At 54.4% G+C, this 21,369-nt stretch carries 15 protein-coding genes and 1 pseudogene; 15 read left to right on the top strand and 1 reads right to left on the bottom strand.

Annotation, left to right across the window (positions count from 1 at the left end; genetic code table 11):
• Nucleotides 1-255: 255 nt before the first annotated feature.
• The gene (locus tag ABKA16_RS06180) at nt 256-1,140 is read left to right on the top strand and encodes a hypothetical protein (RefSeq protein WP_380999948.1); all 885 of its coding nucleotides are present in this window, start codon (nt 256-258) and stop codon (nt 1,138-1,140) included.
• A 190-nt stretch (nt 1,141-1,330) separates the two neighbouring features.
• A complete protein-coding gene (gene nagA, locus ABKA16_RS06175; RefSeq protein WP_380999950.1) occupies nt 1,331-2,686 on the top strand; it encodes an N-acetylglucosamine-6-phosphate deacetylase in 1,356 nt (451 codons plus the stop codon).
• Here nagA and ABKA16_RS06170 read toward each other — a convergent pair.
• Nucleotides 2,683-3,717, bottom strand: coding sequence for a LacI family DNA-binding transcriptional regulator (locus tag ABKA16_RS06170; RefSeq protein WP_380999952.1), 1,035 nt, complete (start codon nt 3,715-3,717; stop codon nt 2,683-2,685). The two genes, nagA and ABKA16_RS06170, sit on opposite strands and share 4 nt — an antisense overlap.
• A 291-nt stretch (nt 3,718-4,008) precedes the next feature.
• Between ABKA16_RS06170 and ABKA16_RS06165 the strand changes: the two genes are divergently transcribed.
• From ABKA16_RS06165 to nagB, 13 genes and pseudogenes are all read left to right on the top strand, one after another.
• Entirely contained in the window at nt 4,009-5,400 is a 1,392-nt protein-coding gene (locus ABKA16_RS06165) for an extracellular solute-binding protein (RefSeq protein WP_380999953.1), read from the top strand.
• A gap of 357 nt (nt 5,401-5,757) precedes the next feature.
• Nucleotides 5,758-6,588: a carbohydrate ABC transporter permease gene (locus ABKA16_RS06160; protein ID WP_381000185.1), complete on the top strand. Its 831-nt coding sequence runs from the start codon at nt 5,758-5,760 to the stop codon at nt 6,586-6,588.
• Nucleotides 6,585-7,409, top strand: a complete 825-nt coding sequence (locus tag ABKA16_RS06155; RefSeq protein WP_380999954.1) for a carbohydrate ABC transporter permease — start codon at nt 6,585-6,587, stop codon at nt 7,407-7,409. Before ABKA16_RS06160 ends, ABKA16_RS06155 begins: the two co-directional genes overlap by 4 nt.
• A 183-nt stretch (nt 7,410-7,592) precedes the next feature.
• Nucleotides 7,593-10,334 (top strand): TIM-barrel domain-containing protein, encoded by a 2,742-nt coding sequence (locus tag ABKA16_RS06150; protein WP_381000186.1) that lies wholly within the window; start codon nt 7,593-7,595, stop codon nt 10,332-10,334.
• 215 nt (nt 10,335-10,549) lie between these two features.
• Nucleotides 10,550-11,458: pseudogene (locus ABKA16_RS06145) on the top strand (DUF4862 family protein); the annotation flags it as partial.
• 170 nt (nt 11,459-11,628) lie between these two features.
• On the top strand, nt 11,629-12,660 hold the full coding sequence (locus tag ABKA16_RS06140) for an ROK family protein (RefSeq protein WP_380999956.1): 1,032 nt from the start codon (nt 11,629-11,631) through the stop codon (nt 12,658-12,660).
• Between the two features lie 41 nt (nt 12,661-12,701).
• A complete protein-coding gene (locus ABKA16_RS06135) occupies nt 12,702-13,385 on the top strand; it encodes an N-acetylmannosamine-6-phosphate 2-epimerase (RefSeq protein WP_380999958.1) in 684 nt (227 codons plus the stop codon).
• 225 nt (nt 13,386-13,610) lie between these two features.
• Nucleotides 13,611-15,176: an ABC transporter substrate-binding protein gene (locus tag ABKA16_RS06130; protein WP_380999959.1), complete on the top strand. Its 1,566-nt coding sequence runs from the start codon at nt 13,611-13,613 to the stop codon at nt 15,174-15,176.
• A 228-nt stretch (nt 15,177-15,404) separates the two neighbouring features.
• On the top strand, nt 15,405-16,361 hold the full coding sequence (locus tag ABKA16_RS06125) for an ABC transporter permease (RefSeq protein WP_380999961.1): 957 nt from the start codon (nt 15,405-15,407) through the stop codon (nt 16,359-16,361).
• A 2-nt stretch (nt 16,362-16,363) separates the two neighbouring features.
• Nucleotides 16,364-18,460 carry a dipeptide/oligopeptide/nickel ABC transporter permease/ATP-binding protein gene (locus ABKA16_RS06120; protein WP_380999963.1) on the top strand — a complete coding sequence of 699 codons (2,097 nt, stop codon included), beginning with the start codon at nt 16,364-16,366 and terminating at the stop codon, nt 18,458-18,460.
• Nucleotides 18,457-19,359, top strand: a complete 903-nt coding sequence (locus ABKA16_RS06115; RefSeq protein ID WP_380999965.1) for an ABC transporter ATP-binding protein — start codon at nt 18,457-18,459, stop codon at nt 19,357-19,359. Before ABKA16_RS06120 ends, ABKA16_RS06115 begins: the two co-directional genes overlap by 4 nt.
• Before the next feature lie 26 nt (nt 19,360-19,385).
• The gene (locus ABKA16_RS06110; RefSeq protein ID WP_380999967.1) at nt 19,386-20,342 is read left to right on the top strand and encodes a dihydrodipicolinate synthase family protein; all 957 of its coding nucleotides are present in this window, start codon (nt 19,386-19,388) and stop codon (nt 20,340-20,342) included.
• A 142-nt stretch (nt 20,343-20,484) separates the two neighbouring features.
• A complete protein-coding gene (nagB, locus tag ABKA16_RS06105) occupies nt 20,485-21,273 on the top strand; it encodes a glucosamine-6-phosphate deaminase (RefSeq protein ID WP_380999969.1) in 789 nt (262 codons plus the stop codon).
• Nucleotides 21,274-21,369: the final 96 nt, after the last annotated feature.

Here is a 21,369-nt window from a genome sequence, read left to right as displayed (position 1 = left end):
CCAACTCAAAGAAACGCAGTCCTGTATCAGTTGTCCGCATGGAACGTACGGGCCGTATCCGCATGCCGGATGAGCTTCGTAAGTTATCTGACGGCAGTACGATATGCATGTTGGGTGAGCCTGACGGGACAGATAGTATCGCTGAGTTGGGTGAGCCTGGAGAATGCGCGCTTCGGCTATGCAATGCATTAAACTTACGGATAGGTACGTGAAAACTGCAAAAGCTCAGGGCATGAGCAGGGAGGCATACACTCTATGGCTGCCAATACTTCTCAGGGATCTCCGTTTGACGGGCCTTCCTCCAGCAGGCCTTCTCCCGATGGGCCCCTTTCCGGTGCTGAAACGCCTGGAGTTCCGCAACAGAAGCCAAATGCGCGCAAAAGTATCGGGCGTACCCACAGCATAGCATCTGCGATAATGCTGTGCATGGTTATCCTGAGGTACCTTACCCCGGGACGCGGGCCTTTCAGCATCTATACCGCTGCAGCAGCGTGCTTTATAGTTATCGTTTATGCATATTTTTATCCGTTCGGGCGCGTGTCGCCCACTATGCTGGTCCCGAGGATAGCTGCTATATGGGAAGCCTGCGCGGGACTATGCATGGCAATCATTGCTGCAGATATTAAAACATGGCTCACTGGGATAGGCACCGCAACAGCTGTTATGGTCGTGGGTGCATTCCTCGTTGAACTTCTCCGCAGGGAACGCAGGCATCTGATTGCATCGCTGTCATCGACACTTGCAGCAGGTGCAATGGGGCTGTTTGCTGCAGGGTGGGGTGTTTTCCCCTCGCCGAGAGGCCTGGGCGGCATTTTTTCCGCACATCCCGCTTTTGCCTGGGCTGTGACAGCTGTAGTAGCGCTGTCTGTGATCATCCTTATGGGAGTCAGCGCGCTCTGGGTCAAAAATGAGATAGAGGCCGGCAGCGGGGAAAGCATCCGGGATACTGCCGGGGGCAATGCCAATGGTAATCTGCGCAATAATAATGATCTGCACGATCACGATAATGGCCCGGACAATTCAGCAGCATACTCCTATGCAAACAGATATACATGGTCGGGCATTGCCATGATCCCCGTAATGGCCACGGGCATTTTCCCGCTGCTTATCAGTGCCGCTCAGGTGCTGTTCCTGAAGTGATAAGGCAGCTGATGATGACCGGGTATGCCCGTATGATAAAGGCAGTACTTGCAGTGCTGGTCTGGCTATGGTGCCGGTACCCGCACAATGGCAGCTGTGGAGGCGCAGCATATTGCAGCCCGCATAGCCGCCAGCCGTTCAGCTGGCAATGGGCGGCAGATTAACAGTTAACAGTCCGCAAGGGGGAGCTATGGACCAGGCACATGCAACTTATCGGCATGGCGTTTCTCTTTCCGGGGATACCGCAAATAGTGGCTCCGGCAGAGTTTCGGGTGTACAGGCGCGTACCGCGGGGCAGGTTTCACAGGCTTTCGGCAAAAAGCCCGGCCGTTTTGCGGTCAGGAATGCCCGTAAAATTGATGCGCGTGGTATCCAGGAAAACTTCTGGCTTATTTCGGAGGACGGTGTTATAGCTGCTGCCGGTACGCGCAACGGCGATTTCGAGGCTGCTCTCCGCAGGTTTTCAGCTGAAAATGCAGATGGGGACGATTCCGGTATGGCTGTTATTGATGCCGCAGGAAGCACGCTTACCCCCGGATATATAGATATCCATGCGCATGGAGCGTGGGCACACGCATATGATGATGGTGCTGAAGCGATTTCGCTGGCAAGAGCGGGACATATGGTGCATGGGACTACCCGCCAGGTACTTTCGCTGATCACAAACCCGATAGATGTGATGTGCAGGAATGTGGCGGCAGTCAGGCGGGTAATGGCGGACCGCCCTGATGTCCTGGGTGCGCATCTTGAGGGTCCGTTCCTTGCGCTTGCACGCAAGGGCGCCCATGATCCGCAGTGCCTTAAAGACCCTGTGCCGCAGCTTGTTGACCGTCTGCTGGAAAGTGCCGGCGGCTGTATGCGCCAGATCACCATAGCTCCCGAACTCCCTCACGGCATCAGCGCTGTCAGGCAGTTTGCCGGGGCCGGTGTGATCCCGGCTGTAGGACACTGTGATGCCGATTATGAAACAGCTCAACGGGCATTCGATGCTGGTGCAGGCATTATGACCCATATCTTTAATGCCATGAATGGCATCCATCACCGCGATCCCGGGCCCATCCCGGCGGCTGTTGAAGACCCGCGCATCACGATTGAGATGATCAACGACGGGTTCCATGTGCAGGATCCGGTCATTAAGCTCGCTTTTGCAATGGCTCCGCATCGCATTGCGCTCATAACTGATGCCATGGCTGCAACAGGATGCCTGGATGGGGCGTATAAGCTTGGATCGCTTGATGTCAATGTTGTTGACGGGCATGCGCGTTTAGTGAGTAACGGGGCGATAGCAGGCTCCACCCTGCTCCTGGAAACTGCGGTGCAGCGTGCCGTTATTGAGCAGGGTATCGCACCGGCTGATGCCGTGGAAGCTGCAACCCTTACTCCAGCAAAAGCTTTCGGTTTTGACCGGCCAAATGATGTTACAGGAGCTCCTCTTGGCCTGGCCGCTCCGGGGTATGCGGCAGATATACTTCTCAGCAACCGTGATACATGGGAAGTCCAGTCTGTATGGTGTGCAGGCCGTCCGATGCCCGCTTCCCGATTTTAGTTTCGCGGCTTAAGCAGCTTCCCCGTTTTGCGTGGACGGGCAGTTGAATTTCTTATGATCAGCTGCGTAGGGAATATCCCATGCAGGTCTTCGACAGGCTGTTTCTCAATAAGTGACAGTGTTTTGTGCGCAGCGCTGGCAGCCATTTCGCGCGGAAGCTGCCTTATTGTCGTCAGGCCGATATCCCTGGCAAATGTGCTGTCGTCGAATCCGATAATGGAAATATCCTCAGGGACTGATATCCCTGTTTCCCTGAGCCTGAAAAAGAAGGGGACCGCTATCGAATCCTGATGGAAGCATATAGCAGTAGGAGGGTTTTTCTCTCCAAGGATCCCTGATATAGCTGTGTCGAAGGCTGTATCTGCCGGCGACACAGGGATGAGTTTCCCTTTCATGCCTGCAATCTCTGCGCAGGCATGGGTGAAACCAGTTATGCGTTTACCTGAGCTGAACTTCAGTCCCGGTGAAAACTCTTTGTAAACGTATGCGATATTACGATGCCCGAGAGCAGCAAGATGCCGTACCGCTAATCGGATACCGTATGCATCGTCAATGCCGACAGACGCTGATAAAACCCGGGAAGTCGCACAGTTTATCCCGATTATGGGAACATGGGCAGTACCCAGCCTTTCGGCCTCTGCCTGGCTGATGTCAAAAGATGAAACGATCACAGCATCAGCATTCCCCCGGACTGGCAAATCGTCAAAGAATTCAGCCCGCGCAGCGACCCCTGCAATAGGATAGATGACCAGATCGTACCCTGCCTCCCGGAATATAGCGTTCAGCCCCTCAATGATTGACGCGGTGAACCATTCTATCCGGCTGTTCCCCACAAGCAGGGCTATCCGGTATGACTTCCCTGATTTCAGGACCCCTGCGCTGCGTGAGATGGAAAAATCAAGCTGTTCAGCGGCTTTAAGCACTTTATCCCGTGTCTTTGGCGAGACTTTTTCAGGGTGGGAAAATGCGCGGGAGACTGTTGCAGTAGATACTCCGGCTTTAGCGGCTACATCGTCAATGCTTGCTTTCATCCTTAACCTTCCGTTGCTGCCTGCTTCCCTGTGTGTAGCGCAGGGTACCGGCGCATGCCTGTATGCTATATTCAACCATAGCGGCAGTATCTTCCGGGTATCCGGAGGAAGTGCAAAGGTTTCCCTATAACGACACGCCGGTAATAAAAATATTTCTTACCCGGATACATTGAATGTAAAGGGTTTCAAATGTAACCCTTTACATTATTGATTTGAAAAATAGGACATACTCTCAGCAAAGAGGTATCATAGTAGTGCAACCTAATACTTACAAAGTAGTAAGGAGGATCTATGAAGATCAGAAAGATAGTATCATCGGTTATTGCAACCGTTGGCATTTTTGCGTGTGTTGCAGCGTGCGGAAGCGGGAACGGGTCTTCCGGCACCACTGATACGAAAAAAGACAAAGGCCTGCCAACCATGGGGCAAGCGATCAGGTATAACCCGAACCATCTGGTCAACGGCGGCAAACCGATCTCCCTTGAGTACTGGAGCTGGGGCGACAACGGCACAGACCCTGTATACGACATGGTCAAGGATTATCAGCGCATATATCCCAATGTAAAGATCAAAACTGTCAAAGTATCGTGGACTGACTACTGGACCAAGCTCCCGCTGGCGCTTAAAGGTTCCCGCGGGCCTGCGATCTTTAATATCCATAATTCGTACGATTCGCTGATCCGCCCCTATGCGGCAAACTATGATATAGACAAGTCAGCGCTGGAATCTGATTATGCGACTGCATCAGTGCACGAAGATAAGGATGGGAAGGTCAAGTATATTGATTCCGTTATCAATACAGGCAATATCTACTACAACAGGAAGCTGTGGAAAGAAGCGGGGCTTACCGACGCTGATATACCAACGACCTGGGATGAGCTCCGTGCAGTTGCAAAGAAGCTCGCTAAATGGAACGGCAGCAAAATGACCCAGGCCGGATTCAATTTCAACGGGGATGCGTACAGTGCCATTTACCAGGGCCTGAATTATCAGAAAGGGCAGCTTCTGTTTGACCCCAGCGGGAAGAAAGCCAACTATGATAACCCTGCGACCAGGGAAAACCTGCAGTTCCTGAAAGACCTGTACGACAAAGATAAAGTCGGTTCTATCAATTTTGGCAACGATTACATCCAGAGCTTCGGCAACGGCCAGTCGGCAATGGTGTATGCCTGGGGCCACATGGAGGGGACGCTGAAAGAAAAATACCCTAAGATAGAGTATGGCATTTTCCCCACCCCAACCTTCAGCAAAGGGACGCCGTTCGCTTATGACCGGTACAACGGGGAGTCCACACCCGGCATCAATGCCCGTCAGAGCAAGGAACAGCAGGCGGTCGCCCAGGACTTCATCAAGTTCATACTTGCTAATGACGCCTATATCCGCAGCGCTGTTAAAGTCCTGAACTCATTCCCCGCCAAGAAAAGCCTGCAGAATGATGCAGAGATACTCAAGCAGCCGGTGATGGCAGCTATCAAACCTCGGGTAGACCGCCTTATCTGGCCGGGGCCCGCACCTGCAACGGTTGAAACAAGCGGTAAGGAGGCTTTCCAGAATGTGTTCCAGAATGGAAGGCCGATTGGTGAGGCTGTTAAAGATGCCCAGAAAACGATGGACAAAGATATGAAGAATTCAGGTTTCATGTCGATGGAATCCAAGTACGGGTTCTACAGCGAACACAAGTAAACGGAGTATCACATTATAGGCAGGTAATATCAGGTAATATGAGGCCATAGGGCAGGGGTGTACAGGACGGGGCTAACCCCCTCATCCGGCATCCCTGCAGCCTCCCGGCCCCTGTGATCACCGGGCCCCTATGCCTCTGAAATGCCTGCTGCGGCACTCCTGTTCTATACGTGCATATTTTTCCGATTGGGAATATCCCATATACCTCCTTAAACCCGCGTAACACCCTTATATCCGCTTATTATCTGTAAAAGGAGCAGCGCAATGAAACGCAGCGATACCAGGCCTGCCGGCAGTCCGGCCCGCCGGAAGCGTTCCGCAGGCCCGGTACTGTCCCGGATCATTACCTTCCGGACGATGGCCGTCACTTTCCTTATCGTATATTTTGCAATATTCCTTGTATATCCAATCTATAAAGCATTCGCAGGGAGCCTCCATGACTGGAACCCGCTGTCGGGCACATATACATGGGCAGGCCTGGATAATTTCAGGCAGATCCTGACGGACGGGCTGTTCTGGAACGCTATGTGGAATACGGCAGTTTTCACATCAATAAGCACAGTCTGCAGGATCGTCCTCGGCCTGGGGCTTGCGCTGCTTCTGAGCTCACGGCTGGTGCGATGCAAGGATACCCTTCGCGGGCTTTTCTATATGCCAACGATTACACCGCTGGTAGCAGTGAGCTTTGTATGGATGTGGATGTTCGACCCGCAGTTTGGGATGATAGATAAGGTCACAGGGCTCAACGTCAACTGGCTGCATGATGCTGCCTGGGCGATGCCGGCTATTATCATCATGACGGTCTGGAAAGATTTCGGGTATGCCACGGTGCTGTATCTGGCCGGGCTTATGAACCTTCCCCGTGATGTGTATGAAGCCGCGGCAATCGACGGGGCCGGTCCGGTGCAGATATTCTTCAGGATCACCCTGCCGCTGCTCAAGCCCACAACGCTGTTTATCGTCATCACTTCAATGATCAGCTATCTGCAGGCATATGTGCAGATACTGGTTATGACAGAGGGAGGCCCGGGGACATCGACCTATACCATCAGCTACCTGATATTCGACCAGGCCTTCCAGAAATACAATTTCGGCGTTGCTTCGGCCATGAGCGTTGTCCTGTTTGTTTTTACGGGGGCGCTTACTCTGCTTATGTTCAAGGTTTCGGGGGAGTCAGACCTGTCATGAAACGTCAGCATATTATTACGCAGATCATCTTAACGTCCGTGCTGTTTATACTGGCGCTGGTTACGGTCATCCCGTTCATCTGGATGTTTGTTTCCTCGTTCGCCCCTAACAGCGATATCGTCAGTGTGAACGGCGGCCTTTTCCCCGCACCCAGCACACTGGGCAACTATACAGGGATACAGGAGAAGTTTGATTTCTTCCGCCTGTTTGCCAATTCGCTGTTCATTGCCGGCATCAAAACTGCTATTGCCATATACACCAGTGCTGCGCTGGGGTTCGTTTTTGCAAAGATGCGCTTCAGGGGCAGGAACCTGCTGTTTGCAGTTGTGATGGGGACTATGATGGTCCCATGGGCCGTTACTATTATCCCGCAGTACGACATGATGGTACGGTTCGGCTGGCAGGATACGTATCGGGCGCTTATCGTGCCCGGGCTTATCAGCGCTTTCGGCATTTTCCTTTTCCGCCAGTCGATTTCCGGGATCCCCGATGAGCTTATTGAGGCGGCAAAGATCGACGGCGCATCCGATACCCGGATCTTCCACAGGATCATTCTGCCGATGAGCCGCAATACCGTGGCAGCCCTGGCGATCTTTACGTTCCTGTGGAACTGGGAAGATTACCTGTGGCCGTTCCTTATGATCACTGATGATAAAAAACAGCTGCTTGCGGTTGGGCTCAAAGCGTTCAACGGGCAGTACGGTACGGACTACGGCGGCCTTTTCGCTGCGACTTCCCTGGCTATTGTCCCAGTGATCGTTGTGTATGTGATTTTCCAGAAACAGTTTATTGCCGGTATCGCTTCAGGGAGCGGAAAGTAGCTGCTGCCGCTGCTGCTCCGTACGGCATTAGCTCCGTACGGTATTATCCAGCTTTCCGCGGCAGTCTGCCTCTCCCGCCGCTTACCGGGATGGCATGAAACCTGAAAGTACAGTAACATATTGATAAAAGGATACTGATAAAAAGTTCCCTAACTGGGTAAAGATTAAGGAGTAATGGAGCTCATGACGCAGTCTGCGGTTTTCTTTTCCTATGCGCATCAGGAGCATCTTTCTGTGCCTCCTGAAAGGGTAATCCAGGGTGACCGATGGCGCATCAGCGTCCTCGGCGAAGCGCTGATAAGGCTTGAATGGTCAGACGATAACATATTTGAAGATGCTGCCACCCAGACGGCAGTGTGCCGTGATTTCGGTGAAGAAGTACAGTTTGATGCGTCTGAGCAGGACGGGCGGCTGGTCATTGATACCCCGAGCCTTCATCTGGTGTATGACCGCCAGCCGTTCAGTAAAGAGGGGCTGAGCATTGTTGTTAAAGGGGTCCCGGGTTCCCAGTTCAATACATGGCATTATGGCGATGCGCAGAGGGGGAACCTTGGCGGGACTGCCCGCACGCTGGATTTTGCCGACGGCCCGGTCAGGCTGGATATGGGGGTGGCGTCGCGCGACGGCTGGGCTGTGATTGATGATTCGGCGTCGAATATTGTTGTTGATGCCGATACGGTGAATGGCATCACGAACCCTTATAAAGCATGGGTCATGCCGCGCAGCCACAGGGAAACTGACATATATTTCTTCGGATACGGGCATCGTTATATTGAAGCTGTACAGGATTTCTGCCGGCTGGCCGGCCCGATTCCCCTGCTGCCGCGGTATGCGCTCGGCAACTGGTGGAGCCGTTTTTACAGGTATACCCAGAACAGCTATCTTGAGCTGATGGACCGTTTCGAAGAGGAAGGCGTGCCGTTTACAGCGGCAGTCATCGATATGGACTGGCATCTTGTGGATATCGATCCTGTGTACGGTTCCGGCTGGACGGGCTATACGTGGAATACCGGCCTGTTCCCTGACCATAAAGGGTTCCTGCGGGAGCTTCACCGCCGCGGCCTGGCGGCGACGCTTAACCTCCATCCCAGGGATGGGATCAGGGCTTTTGAGAAGGAATATGTGAGGGTGGCGCAGGAAGCAGGGCAGGATCCCCGGAAGGGGAAGGCTGTTGAGTTTGATCTGACAGACCCCAGATTCGTCCGTGCGTATCTGGATATGCATCACCGTATGGAAGATGATGGCGTTGATTTCTGGTGGATAGACTGGCAGCAGGGAGGCGTTACGCGGCAGCGGGGGCTGGATCCTCTATGGATGCTGAACCATATCCATTATTATGATTCAGGGCGTGACGGGAAACGTCCGCTGATTTTTTCACGCTATGCCGGTCCGGGTTCGCACAGGTATTCCATAGGGTTTTCAGGCGATACGATAGTTTCGTGGAAATCACTGGAATTCCAGCCATACTTCACCTCAACGGCATCAAATATCGGATATGGGTGGTGGAGCCATGATATCGGCGGGCATATGCTGGGGTCATGCGATGATGAGCTTGAAGCCCGATGGTACCAGTTCGGGGTTTTCAGCCCTGTAAACAGGCTGCATTCAAGCAATTCACCGTTTTCCGGCAAAGAACCGTGGAATTTCAGGGCTGAAGTCCGCGAGTCAATGGACAGTTCGCTGCGCCTGCGTCACGCATTGATCCCTTATCTGTATACGATGTGCTGCCGTGCGGCTGACACTGCGCGGCCTCTGATAGAGCCGATGTACTGGCAGTCGCCTGAAAACCTTGAGGCCTATTCAGTCCCGCATGAATACCGGTTCGGCACGGAACTGATTGCTGCGCCCATCGTTTCCCCAAATGACCCGCAGGCACAGCGCGGGCATACAGATGTCTGGTTCCCGCAGGGGCAATGGTTCGATTTCTTTGACGGCAGGCGGTACAGTGCTGCTCCGGAAACCGGGCGCTGTATGGAAGTTTGGAGAGGGATCGGCAGGATCCCTGTATTCGCAAGGGCTGGAGGCATTGTCCCGATGCAGGATATGGACGCCGGCAGCGCGCACCATGGGGCAGGGAACCCCCGCAGTATGGAAGTCCTTGTTTTCCCGGGTTCTGACGGTTCTTTCACAATGCGCGAGGATTCCGGGCGGGCCGGCAGCGTGCCTGCCGATACGGCTTTGAGGCTGGTATGGCGCAGCAGTGAAGGAGGGGATGGCGGGCAGAATGGCGGGACTGCTGACGGGAGTAACGGCGCTGTCGAGAGCGGCGGCGGCAATGAAGATACGGTATTTACGATAGGCCTCGTTGCCGGCAGTACGCAGGGTATCCCGCGGCAGCGTGACTGGAGGGTCATTTTCAGAGGCGTGTCTGATGTGCCGGGCAGGGCTGCCGGCTGCAGGCCGGCTGGCAGTGATGCTGCTGGCCATAGGCCAGTTGACAGCGATACTGCTGCTTCGTCAATGGCCGGCGGGGACGCAGGGAGCCGGGCTGATGCGGATACGGCCGCTGCTGATAATAAGAACGCGGGTAACGGCAGTGATATCTGCGTGTTTGTTGGTGGCAGGCAGGCCGACGCAGAAATATCGTATGATAAGCAGACGCTTAGCCTGGAAATCAAGATACTGAACGTCAGCATCGCTGATCAGGTCCATGTGGTGGTGCGAGGCGGGCTGCATATTGCCGATGACCCGGTTGACAGGGATGTATTTGAGCTGCTGCTCCGCGCGCAGATCCCCTACATCGCCAAAGACAAGGCTTTTGATGCCGTGCGTACCCATGGGATCGGCGCTGTGGGTACTCTCAGTTCGCTCAGTTATGACCATAGCGGGCGGAACGGTGTATGGCAGGATATCCCGGTGTCGGATACAGCCATGCCTGCTGCTGTTATTCAGGCGGTCGAAGAGATTCTGTCCCGCGGCGTGTAACGCCAGTGCTGACGTGGGCAGTGAGAGTCCTATGTTGTCAGATATCTGTTATGTTATATATAATATAGTGTGTACAGCCAATGAGGATACAGGCAAAAGTGTGCTCCCCAGTCTGCACTGACCCATCAGGCTGCCTGATCGGTACGTGTACGGGGGAGTACTTCGGGGACATCCCCGCAGAAGCACAATCGTCGAAGATGACGAAAGGAGTTATGATGTCTGGAATGCCATTCGTAGTTGGCGCTTATGCGTCTATGCCGCCGGACGCTCAGGAACAGGAAGAATATTACAGGCTTTTAGGGGAGCAGGATTGGATATCCGGGGCAGAACTGCCGTTCCCGGGAGACCTCGCCGATCTGGCGATGCTGAAAAAGCTGTCGTATATGCTTCCGGACCATTGGACGCATAATACAGTCACAGCGATACCGGGTACTATGAAACGGGTGTGGGTAGACCCGGCTGTGGGGCTTGCCAGCCGCGACGCCGGCGGACGTGCTGCTGCACTGGAATTTATCCGAAGCATACGTGACGCTGTTGACCGGCTTGCGCAGCTCAAAGGGGAAAATACAGTTTCGTATATTGAGCTCCATTCCGCACCTACAGCAGGTGCCTGCGCTGATTCGATGAGAGCATCGCTGGAAGAGGTCCTCCAGTGGCAGTGGAACGGATCGCGGCTGGCCATAGAACACTGCGACCGCTATATTGAGGGGCAGAAGCCGGAAAAGGGTTTCCTGCCCGTAGAAGATGAGATAACTGCTGCAAAGGAACTTGGCATTGGTATTATTATTAACTGGGGCCGCAGTGCTGTTGAAGGCCGCGATGCCGTCACTCCGTACAGCCATATAACGCAGGCCGGGGATTCCGGCATGCTTGCAGGAGTTATGTTTTCCGGCGCCGGCCCGGCTGAGACGCAATATGGGTACAGCTGGATTGACGGGCATCTGCCCATGGCCCCTGATGAACCTGCATCGCTGATGGATGCTGAACAGATACGCCGGTGTGCTGACCGTGCGCGTAAAGCGGGCACAGTGAAGTATCTCGGGGCGAAAGTATGCGTCCCCTCCGGCAGCAGCTTGCTTGAGCGTCTTTTGTTCCTCAGGCATATTTATGAAGCCGCGTGCGGAGCCGGTGCCGGTGATGCGGGCAGCGATGAGGCCGGCGCCGGCGGTTATGCTGGAACCGGCAGCAACACCGGAGCCGGGCTCGGGGCATCGGGTGATGCCGGGGCTGCAGCACCGCCGAAGCTGCATGCTGCACAGACAGCAGGAAGTATGGATGAGTAAAGGGGGCGCACATGGATGCACGGCAGCTGAGTTCGCCAGTCGAGTCATACCTGGCATTCGATATTGGCGGCACCAAAATTGCTTCAGGGCTGGTTACTTTCAGGCAGAATGATACCCCTCTCGTTGAAGGGGCTGCGCGCATCGATACTGATGCGATGCAGGGCGGCGATGATGTCCTCAGGCGGTTAACGGGATTCGTGCGGGAACGGCTTGAGTTCTGGCAGTCGCAGGGAAGGGCTGTCCGCGGCATTGGCATCGGTTCTGCCGGGGTAGTAGACAGCGGTGAAGGGGTGATAGTAACTGCGACCAGTACCATGCCGGGATGGGGAGGCCAGCGTATTTATGCTGCGCTCAGTACTGTGACTGGTCTCCCCGTATATATGATCGGGGATGTAGGCGCGCACGGCCTTGGCGAAGCCCTGTATGGTGCAGGCCGGGGAAGTGGTACTGTACTGTCCCTGGGCATAGGCACCGGCATCGGCGGGGCGTATATAGACCACGGCCGGCTGCAGACCGGGGCCCATGGCGTTGCCGGCCACGCCGGACATGTTGCCCACGGGCTTGGCGAAGGTTTTTTGTGCTCCTGCGGCACTGTGAGCGGGCATATTGAACCGGTAGCTTCGGGCACCGGCCTGGCTTCCCTGTATAACCGCAGGCTGGCTGAAGCAGCCGAGGGCACTTTCCCCGGCGATAATACCGGTGCATCATCACAGTTCGCAGATACCTCCCCGGTGGCTTCCGGCCGTGAGGTAGCCCTACGTGCAGAGTCCGGTGAAGCTTTTGCCCGGAATATACTGGGCCTGAGTGCCCGTGCGCTCGGGCAATGCATCGCCGGTATGGGCAATCTGCTTGACCCCTCAATTATTATCTGCTCGGGATCAGTGGCCAACGCAGGCGACCTGTGGTGGCAGCCTTTGGAACAGGGGTTCCGGGAAGCTGCGCTGCCTTTAGTGGAAGCTACGCCGCTCGTCAAAGGCGCGCTTGGGGATAACGCCCCTCTGATCGGTGCCGCATCAGCAGCCAGGCAGGCTTTTGAAAGTTAAGGAATAAAAGACTATAGAAAAATATCAGGAAAGGACACAGTATGGATCCTCTTATCAGGCAGATCAAAGGCGGGCTTATCGTCAGCTGCCAGGCATACCCGGGCGAACCGCTCCGCCATCCGGAAACTATGGCCCAGATGGCGCTTGCCGCACAGGCAGGCGGGGCACGGGCTATCCGCTGCCAGGGGCTTGCCGATATTTCAGCGATCAAAGGCCAGGTCGATATCCCTGTTATAGGCATCTGGAAAGAAGGCCATGAAGGGGTATTCATTACACCGACGTTAAGGCATGCACGCTGCTGTATTGCAGCCGGTGCAGATATTGTAGCGATCGATGCTACACGCCGTCCCCGTCCGGACGGGCTGACTTATGCGCAGACAGTTAAAGCGCTGCATGAGGAAGGTGCTCTTGTTATGGCGGACTGCGGCAGCTTTAAGGACGCCCGGCAGGCTGCTGATGCCGGTACGGATATCCTTTCTACAACGCTTGCAGGCTACACCGGTGAACGTGAAAAGACTGACGGCCCTGATTTCGAGCTCCTGCACAGTATGGCCAGTGCTTTCCCTGATACCCCTGTTATCTGTGAAGGGCGTATCCACACACCGGCGCAGCTTGCTGAGGTTATGGAAACAGGTGCGTGGGCTGCTGTGGTCGGGACGGCGATCACGCATCCGACAACGATAACATCATGGTTTGCCGCGGCATTGCCTGCCGGCAGCAGATAGCTATCAGGGTACAGGAATCAAAACAGCCTATGGCCCCCTGTCCAGGCCGCGCCGGGCAGGGACAGGGGAAAAGCAATTTCTCGTTGGGAAATCAACGAAAACCATCAATTATTCTGGTTGACGGCATGCTCAACTTGCGTCTGATGTCAGATGTCATATAATTGAAAATGATGAGATGCTAAAAGCAGTCGAATCTGGATACTCAATGATAAAAGGAGACCATCGATGAAGATATCATCCAAAGCGTCCAAAGTGCTCGCGGCAGTATTGTCGGGCGCACTGCTGATGGGCCTGAGCGCGTGTGGCGGCGGCGCGAAAAAGTCTGCTACTGCTGCAAAAAGCACATCGGTAGCAAATACCATTACAGCTCAGGTAGCATATTCAGGGCGTGACTTCTCACCGGCAACTACATCAGGCGCGCTTCCGCTATCTGCCAACTGGCATGTTATAGAGCCTCTCTACGCCCTTGACTATTCGATTTACAAAGTGTTCAATGCCCTTGCAAAAGGCGATCCGGAGAAAGTATCGGATACCGAATATACCGTTACTCTGCGTGACGGTGCTAAGTTCTCCGACGGCAAAGATGTGACGGCTGATGATGTCGTCAAATCTTACCAGCGCACTACTGCTGAAGGAAGCCTTTACATTTCAATGCTTGATTTCATTGATTCCGTAACGGCCAGCGGAAACAATAAAGTGACCTTCAAGCTTAAGAAGGCCTTCCCTATGCTCAAGCAGCGCCTTGCTCTGATCCAGATCACGCCTGCCTCGGCAACAGACGAAGACCTGAAAAAACAGCCTGTAGGTTCAGGTCCATGGAAATATACGTCGATCACTGACCAGCAGATCAAGTTTGAAAAGAATGACAAGTATAACGGCCAGTTCCCGGCGCAGACCAAAAATATGGTATGGAATATCAGCGTCGATGATACTGCCCGTACCACAGCTATGCAGGGCGGCAAAACAGATGCCATGGAGCTTGTGCCTCCAACAGCATTCAAGACCCTTGAACGTTCCGGATCGGAAATGAAGACCACACAGGGATTCAACCAGGCATTCGTTATGTTCAACACCAGGAAGAAGCCGTTTGATGACAAGCGTGTACGCCAGGCAATCCTCAATGCCATTGATGTCAACAAGCTTATCAGCAACCAGCTGCAGGGCCAGGCCGAAGCCGCAACAAGCTATCTGCCAAAGTCCTTCCCCTACTACCATAAGGCGAAGAATGTCTATACCAAGAATATTTCCAAGGCGAAGCAGCTGCTCAGCGAAGCAGGTGTGTCAGGACAGACATTCACCCTGTACACTACCGACCATTCATGGATCACATCCCTTGCCCCGCAGGTCAAGAATGATCTCGAAGAGCTTGGGTTCAAGGTGGATATCCAGTCCATGTCCTCATCTGCCCTTTATCCGAATATCGTAGATACCGGCAATTTCTCCATGGTCCTTGCGCCGGGAGACCCGTCAGTATTCGGCAACGACCCTGACCTCCTCCTGAACTGGTGGTATGGCGACAATGCATGGATGCAGAAGCGTGCCGGCTGGAAGGGGAGTGAAGGCTATACGAAGCTTCACGAACTCATGGACCAGGCTATTGCCGCAAAAGATGATGCAAGCCGTCAGACCTACTGGAACCAGTGCTATGATCTCGTTTCCGAAGAGGTGCCGATCTACCCGCTGCTCCATCGCAAAACTACAACTGCAGTCAAGAAGGGCGTATTCTCGCAATTCTCCCCGATTGGCTCTACCGGCCTGAACTTCATCCATGCTAAATTAAGCAAGCAGTGATGCCGGGAGCAGAATAACCGAAAACTGAACAGGATGGGGATAGTGCTGTAACGGGTGAAGCTATGCAGTATCCCCCAGATGTGAGGAGGGGTATGGAACCCGCCTTGATCAGGGTTTCTCCCCTCCTTTATGTCTGTTTCCCTGAAGCATATTTGCAGCAATATTGATTCCTCAGTTTTTGGGCGAAGCAGGTTTAACCGCAACTTCCTGCAAAGGAGCAGAAAATATATGTCGAACCTATTACGATTACTGGGCAGACGTCTGGTGGCTCTGCCATTCATGGCTTTTGGAGTGACATTCCTGGTTTTCTTCCTCATGTCATTCTCAAAATACGATCCCGCGACTGCGGCATTGGGCAGCGATGCTACGCCGCAGGCTTTGCAGGCGTACCGTCAGCAGATGGGGCTTGACCGCCCGTGGTATGAGCAGTTCTTCCGCTATATAGGAGGCCTGTTCCGTGGCGACCTTGGCACATATGGTGTGAACAGGGATTCCGTTGCCAAAAGGATCGGCGATGCATTCCCCATCACACTGCAGCTGACATTCATCAGCCTTTTCATAGGTGCTGTTGTAGCTATTATTTTTGGCGTTCTTGCAGCGCTGTACCGTGATACCTGGGTCGATCAGGTGATCCGGGTCCTGTCTATTATCGGCATCGCCACCCCGTCATTCTGGCTTGGCGTGCTGCTGATCTTCCTTCTGCAGATCCAGCTCGGATGGCTTCCTGCTTCAGGCGATCTCGTGCCGTTTACAGCAGACCCCGGCGAGTATATGGCGCGCATGGCTATGCCGTGTTTTGCTATGGCGCTGCCGCTTGCGGGGCAGATGACCCGTATCATCCGCACGTCAATGGTTGAAGAGCTTGATAAAGATTATGTGCGTACAGCTATCGGCGCCGGCGTACCTCGGCGTGTAGTCATCGCCCGAAACGTATTCCGCAACGCACTGATAACGCCTGTTACCGTACTTGGTATGAAGATTGGTTATCTGATGGGCGGCGCTATCGTTATCGAAATTATTTTTGCCCTTCCCGGAATGGGCACGGCGCTGTTTGACGGCATCAATAATAACCAGCCGCAGCTCGTACAGGGTGTGGTGCTTGTTGTGGCACTGTCATTCATCATCATCAACATTATTGTTGACATGCTGTACGTGCTTATCAACCCGAGAATCAGGACGGTGTAACAATGCTGTTTGGTAAAAGAAAAATTGCTGACGCCGCTGCCAGGCCTGGTGTCAAAGTGCGCCGCTGGTCACGGATGTCGATCGGTTCGCGTATATCGCTTATTTTCCTTGCTCTTCTGGCTGCATGCGCTGTCCTCGCTCCGGTTATTTCCCCGCGCAATCCGCTGGAAATCACCACAAAATTGCTGTCTCCGAGCGCCGAACACTGGTTTGGTACGGACAACCTTGGCCGGGATGTGTTTTCCCGAGTGATGTACGGTGCACGGTACTCTCTGGTCATTGGCCTGTCGTCCGTACTTTTTGCGCTGATAGTCGGTGCGCTTATCGGTGCAGCGGCAGCTGTAACCCGGCCGTGGATATCTGAGCTGATCATGAGGGTCATTGATATCTTTATGTCAGTCCCCGGTATTGCACTTGCAACAGTGTTCGTTACGATTCTCGGGCAGTCTATGGCCGGTATCGCCATATCGATCGGCGTTATCTATGTTCCGCAGATCGCCAGGGTAGTGAGGGCAAATATCATCAGCGAATACGGCAAAGATTATGTCCGCGCTGTTATTGTTTCCGGTGCCCGCGCACCATGGATACTCATTAAACATGTGACCCGCAATATCGCGGCGCCGGTAATGGTATTCACTACCCTTTCCGTTGCTGATGCCATTGTATTCGAGGCATCGCTGTCATTCATCAATATGGGTATCCCTGAACCGACGCCGACATGGGGCAATATCCTTTCTACCGCTAAGGAAGGCGTTATCTTCGGATACTGGTGGCAGGCGCTCTTCCCGGGCCTTGCTATTATGCTCACGGTGCTGTGCCTCAATATCCTGTCGGAAGGCATCACTGATGCTATGGTTGCAGCCCCAACGGCTCCGATCAGCAAAGATCCTGCGAGCGCGGAATCTGCACGCAAAGAAGACAGGATCCTTACAGATCCGGTTGCTGCTTACCGTGAACAGGAAGCAAGCCTTTCCGCATCCCTTGCAGCACTCCGTGAAGCTGAACTCAAGCGTACAGACCGCTTCAGGCCGACGTCTACAGAACCTCCGGTCATATCAGTCAATGACCTGTGCATCAGGTTCCCGCGCCATGGCGATGTGGATGTAGTTGACCACGTATCATTCTCGGTGCGCCCAGGTGAGACTATGGGCCTTGTGGGCGAATCCGGATGCGGCAAGTCAATCACTTCGCTGGCTATAATGGGCCTTCTCGACCCTAAAGCTGAGATCAGCGGTGAGATCATGTTCGAGGGGAAGAACCTTGTGGGCATGGATCCCAAGGCGCATAATGCCCTTCGCGGCCATGAGATCGCTATGGTCTATCAGGACGCTTTGTCATCATTGAACCCGTCGATGCTTATCAAAGCCCAGATGAAGCAGCTGACGAAGCGCGGAGGCACACGCAGTGCTGAAGAGCTTCTGGAGCTTGTAGGCCTCGAACCTAAGCGGACTCTCGAATCATATCCGCATGAGCTGTCCGGCGGCCAGCGCCAGCGCGTGCTTATCGCTATGGCACTGACCCGCGACCCGAAGCTGATCATTGCTGACGAGCCTACAACGGCTTTGGATGTAACTGTCCAGAAACAGGTTATTGACCTTCTGAACCAGCTGCGTGAAAAGCTCGGGTTCGCTATGATCTTCGTTTCCCATGACCTTGCACTGGTAGCTAAAGTTGCGCATTCCGTAACAGTTATGTATGCGGGGCAGGTAGTCGAGCAGGGTTCGATCACAGAGATACTTACCGATCCGCGGCATGAATACACCCGCGGGCTGCTTGGTTCTGTTACATCGATTGAAGCCGGTGCCGGCCGCCTCCATCAGGTGCCTGGCACGGTCCCAAGCCCTGCGGACTTCCCGAAGGGCGACCGTTTCGCGCCGCGTTCTTCGCATCCTGACCGCGGCCTGGATACCCGTCCGGTTATGAAGCGCATAGGAGATACTTATCATTATTATGCTGTGCTGCCTGACGGTCCTGAGCCCGACCCGCCCTACAGCCCGCCTGCAGAGCGTAAAGCTGACCAGGTATATGCCGTAACGGTGGAAGCTGACGAATCTGGAATAGCCAGGTATTCCGAAGGAACAGAAGGAGCTGCACGATGAGTGGATATCAGACACCAGATCCTGCGCCAGGCCAGGGCAAAGCCCCGGCGCCGGCTGCTTCTGCTGCCCGAGCGGCAGCAGTATCAGGGCAGGTACCGATCATTGAACTGCGCGATGTTGATGTTGTTTTCACTACACGTGCAGGGAAGCTGTTCCATCCGAATAAGATCAAGGCCGTCAACAAGGTGAACATCCAGCTGCTTGCCGGGCAGACTATCGGGATCGTAGGCGAGTCCGGCTGCGGCAAGTCCACAACTGCCAATGTGATGTGCGGCCTGCAGCAGGCGACTTCCGGCCAGGTGCTGTTCAAGGGCGTGGATGTGACGCATCGCTCTGCGAAGGACCGCAAGGAGATTGGCCGCGTGGTTTCGGTGGTATTCCAGGATCCTGCTACAGCGCTTAACGCCCGCATGACTGTTGAAGACCAGCTGATTGATCCGCTTGTGGTCCATAAGCTGGGGGACAGGAAAAGCCGGGCTGCACGTGCGCGTGAGCTGCTCACCATGGTTGGCCTGCCGAAGTCAGCACTCGGGGCATTGCCCGGGCAGCTTTCCGGCGGCCAGCGCCAGCGCGTGGCTATTGCCCGTGCACTGTCCCTGAAACCTGATGCGATTATTGCTGATGAGCCGACGTCGGCACTTGATGTGTCAGTCCGTGCGCAGATCCTCAACCTGCTCACAGATCTGAAAAAGTCTCTCGGCCTGGGGATGGTTTTCATCAGCCATGATATCCAGACGGTCCGTTATGTTTCGGACCGCATCGTGGTGATGAACCATGGCACGATCGTTGAAAAGGGTGACGCTAAGGACGTCCTGAATAATCCGCAGGATGACTATACAAAACTGCTGCTTGGTGCTGCGCCTTCGCTGCTCCATCCAACGGCGGCTGAATGCGCGTAATAACAGCTGGTATAAGGAAAAATATTATGACAACTACATTCAGGGGCGTTATCCCGCCCGTTGTGACCCCTCTTACTGCTGACAGGGAACTGGACAGGGCAAGCCTTGCGCGTTCTGTTGACCGTATGATCAATGCGGGCGTTGATGGCCTGTTCTTCCTGGGATCTTCCGGTGAGGTCGTATTCAGTACGGATGAGCGCCGGCGGCAGATTGTCTCTGCAGGTGTGGAAGCAGTTGCAGGGCGTGTCCCCGTGCTCGTCGGATGTATCGATACGGAGACGAACCGTGTTATTGAGCACGCAAAAGAAGCCAGAGCACTCGGGGCAGATGCCATTGTGGCAACAGCGCCGTTTTATGCGCTTGGAGGGATCGCTGAGATTGAAAGGCATTTCCGGCTGATCCATGAAGCAGTCGATCTGCCGCTGTTTGCCTACGATATCCCTGTATGCGTCCACGTCAAGCTTCCGGGGGATCTTCTGGTGCGCCTCGGCAAAGACGGGGTCCTTACAGGTGTCAAGGATTCCTCCAATGATGACGTATCTTTCCGCTTCCTTGTTGATGACAATAACAGGGCCGGCCATCCTTTAACTCTCCTGACCGGCCAGGAAGTTGTTGTTGACGGTGCATATATGGCCGGTGCGGATGGCAGTGTGCCCGGCCTGGGCAATGTTGAACCGTCCGGGTATGTGCGCATGTGGAAAGCGTATGAATCAGGCGACTGGGAAACCGTCCGCAAAGAACAGGATGCCCTTTCTGCCCTGATGCGCATTGTTACAGCGGCTTCGGGGGTATCGGGCTTCGGTGCCGGTGTGGGCGCATTCAAAACTGCCCTGGCATTGCTGGGTGTATTCGATACGAACCAGATGCCGGATCCCGTGCTTCCCCTCGGCAGGGACAATATTGCCGCAGTCGTTGCCGTTCTCCGTGAAAACGGTCTGGAGCCGGTGAAAACAGCCGATGAGGTTGCGTCCTCAGCCCGCTGATCCGGAGAGCATACTCTGCTGATCAATAGTGACACGTGATGCCCATAGCGGCAACTATGGGCATCACACATAATTATACGGATCCGGACCGCAGGGGCAACGGAAATTACAGAAACTATGGAAATCAAACAGGAGAAGACTTATGGCAGAAATCATTATCGTTAGGGACCAGGATGAAGCGGGGGAGCTGTATGCGCACTGTGTAGCCGATCTGATAGCAGTCAACCCTTTTGCTGTACTCGGCCTGGCTACAGGGTCTACCCCTCTGACGGCATATCAGCATTTAGCCTGGCAGATCAGGGACCGGGGTATAGATGTATCCCATGTCCGCGGGTTTGCCCTTGATGAGTATGCGGGCCTGCCTGTGGAGCACCCGGAATCATACCGCAGCGTTATAACGCGTACTGTTGTTGAACCTCTTGGCCTTGACCCGCGTCACATCCATGTGCCCGATGGCGCTCTGGAGACGCTTCCCACTGCTGGCGAAGAGTATGACAGGGCCATTGCCGCAGCCGGCGGGATCGATGTCCAGATACTGGGCATTGGTACTGACGGGCATATTGGCTTTAACGAGCCGGGGTCATCCCTGGCCTCAGGCACCAGGGTAAAAACGCTGACCGAACAGACGCGGCAGGATAATGCGCGGTTCTTTGGCGGTAATCTGGATCAGGTCCCTACCCACTGTATTACACAGGGTATCGGCACTATCCTCAAAGCCCGCCATGTGATCCTTCTGGCATTTGGTGAGAATAAAGCCCAGGCGGTTGCAGACAGTATTGAAGGCGGAATATCGTCATTCTGCCCGGCTTCAGCACTGCAGCTGCATCCGCATGCCACGTTCATTATCGATGAAGCTGCAGCGGGCAGCCTTAAACGTGCTGACTACTATCGCTGGGTATACGCGAATAAGCCGGAATGGCAGGGTATCTGAGTTAAGTTCGCGCAGCATCAGTTTATCTGGCCCGTATCGCAACGTAGCAATGGCTTGTATCGTGCTATCGTACCGTTGTGAAGCGGGCCGTAGCTG

The sequence above is a fragment of the Scardovia wiggsiae genome (assembly GCF_051045985.1).
Classification (GTDB): Bacteria; Actinomycetota; Actinomycetes; order Actinomycetales; family Bifidobacteriaceae; genus Scardovia; species Scardovia wiggsiae.
This window is presented reverse-complemented; position numbering and strand designations above follow the sequence as displayed.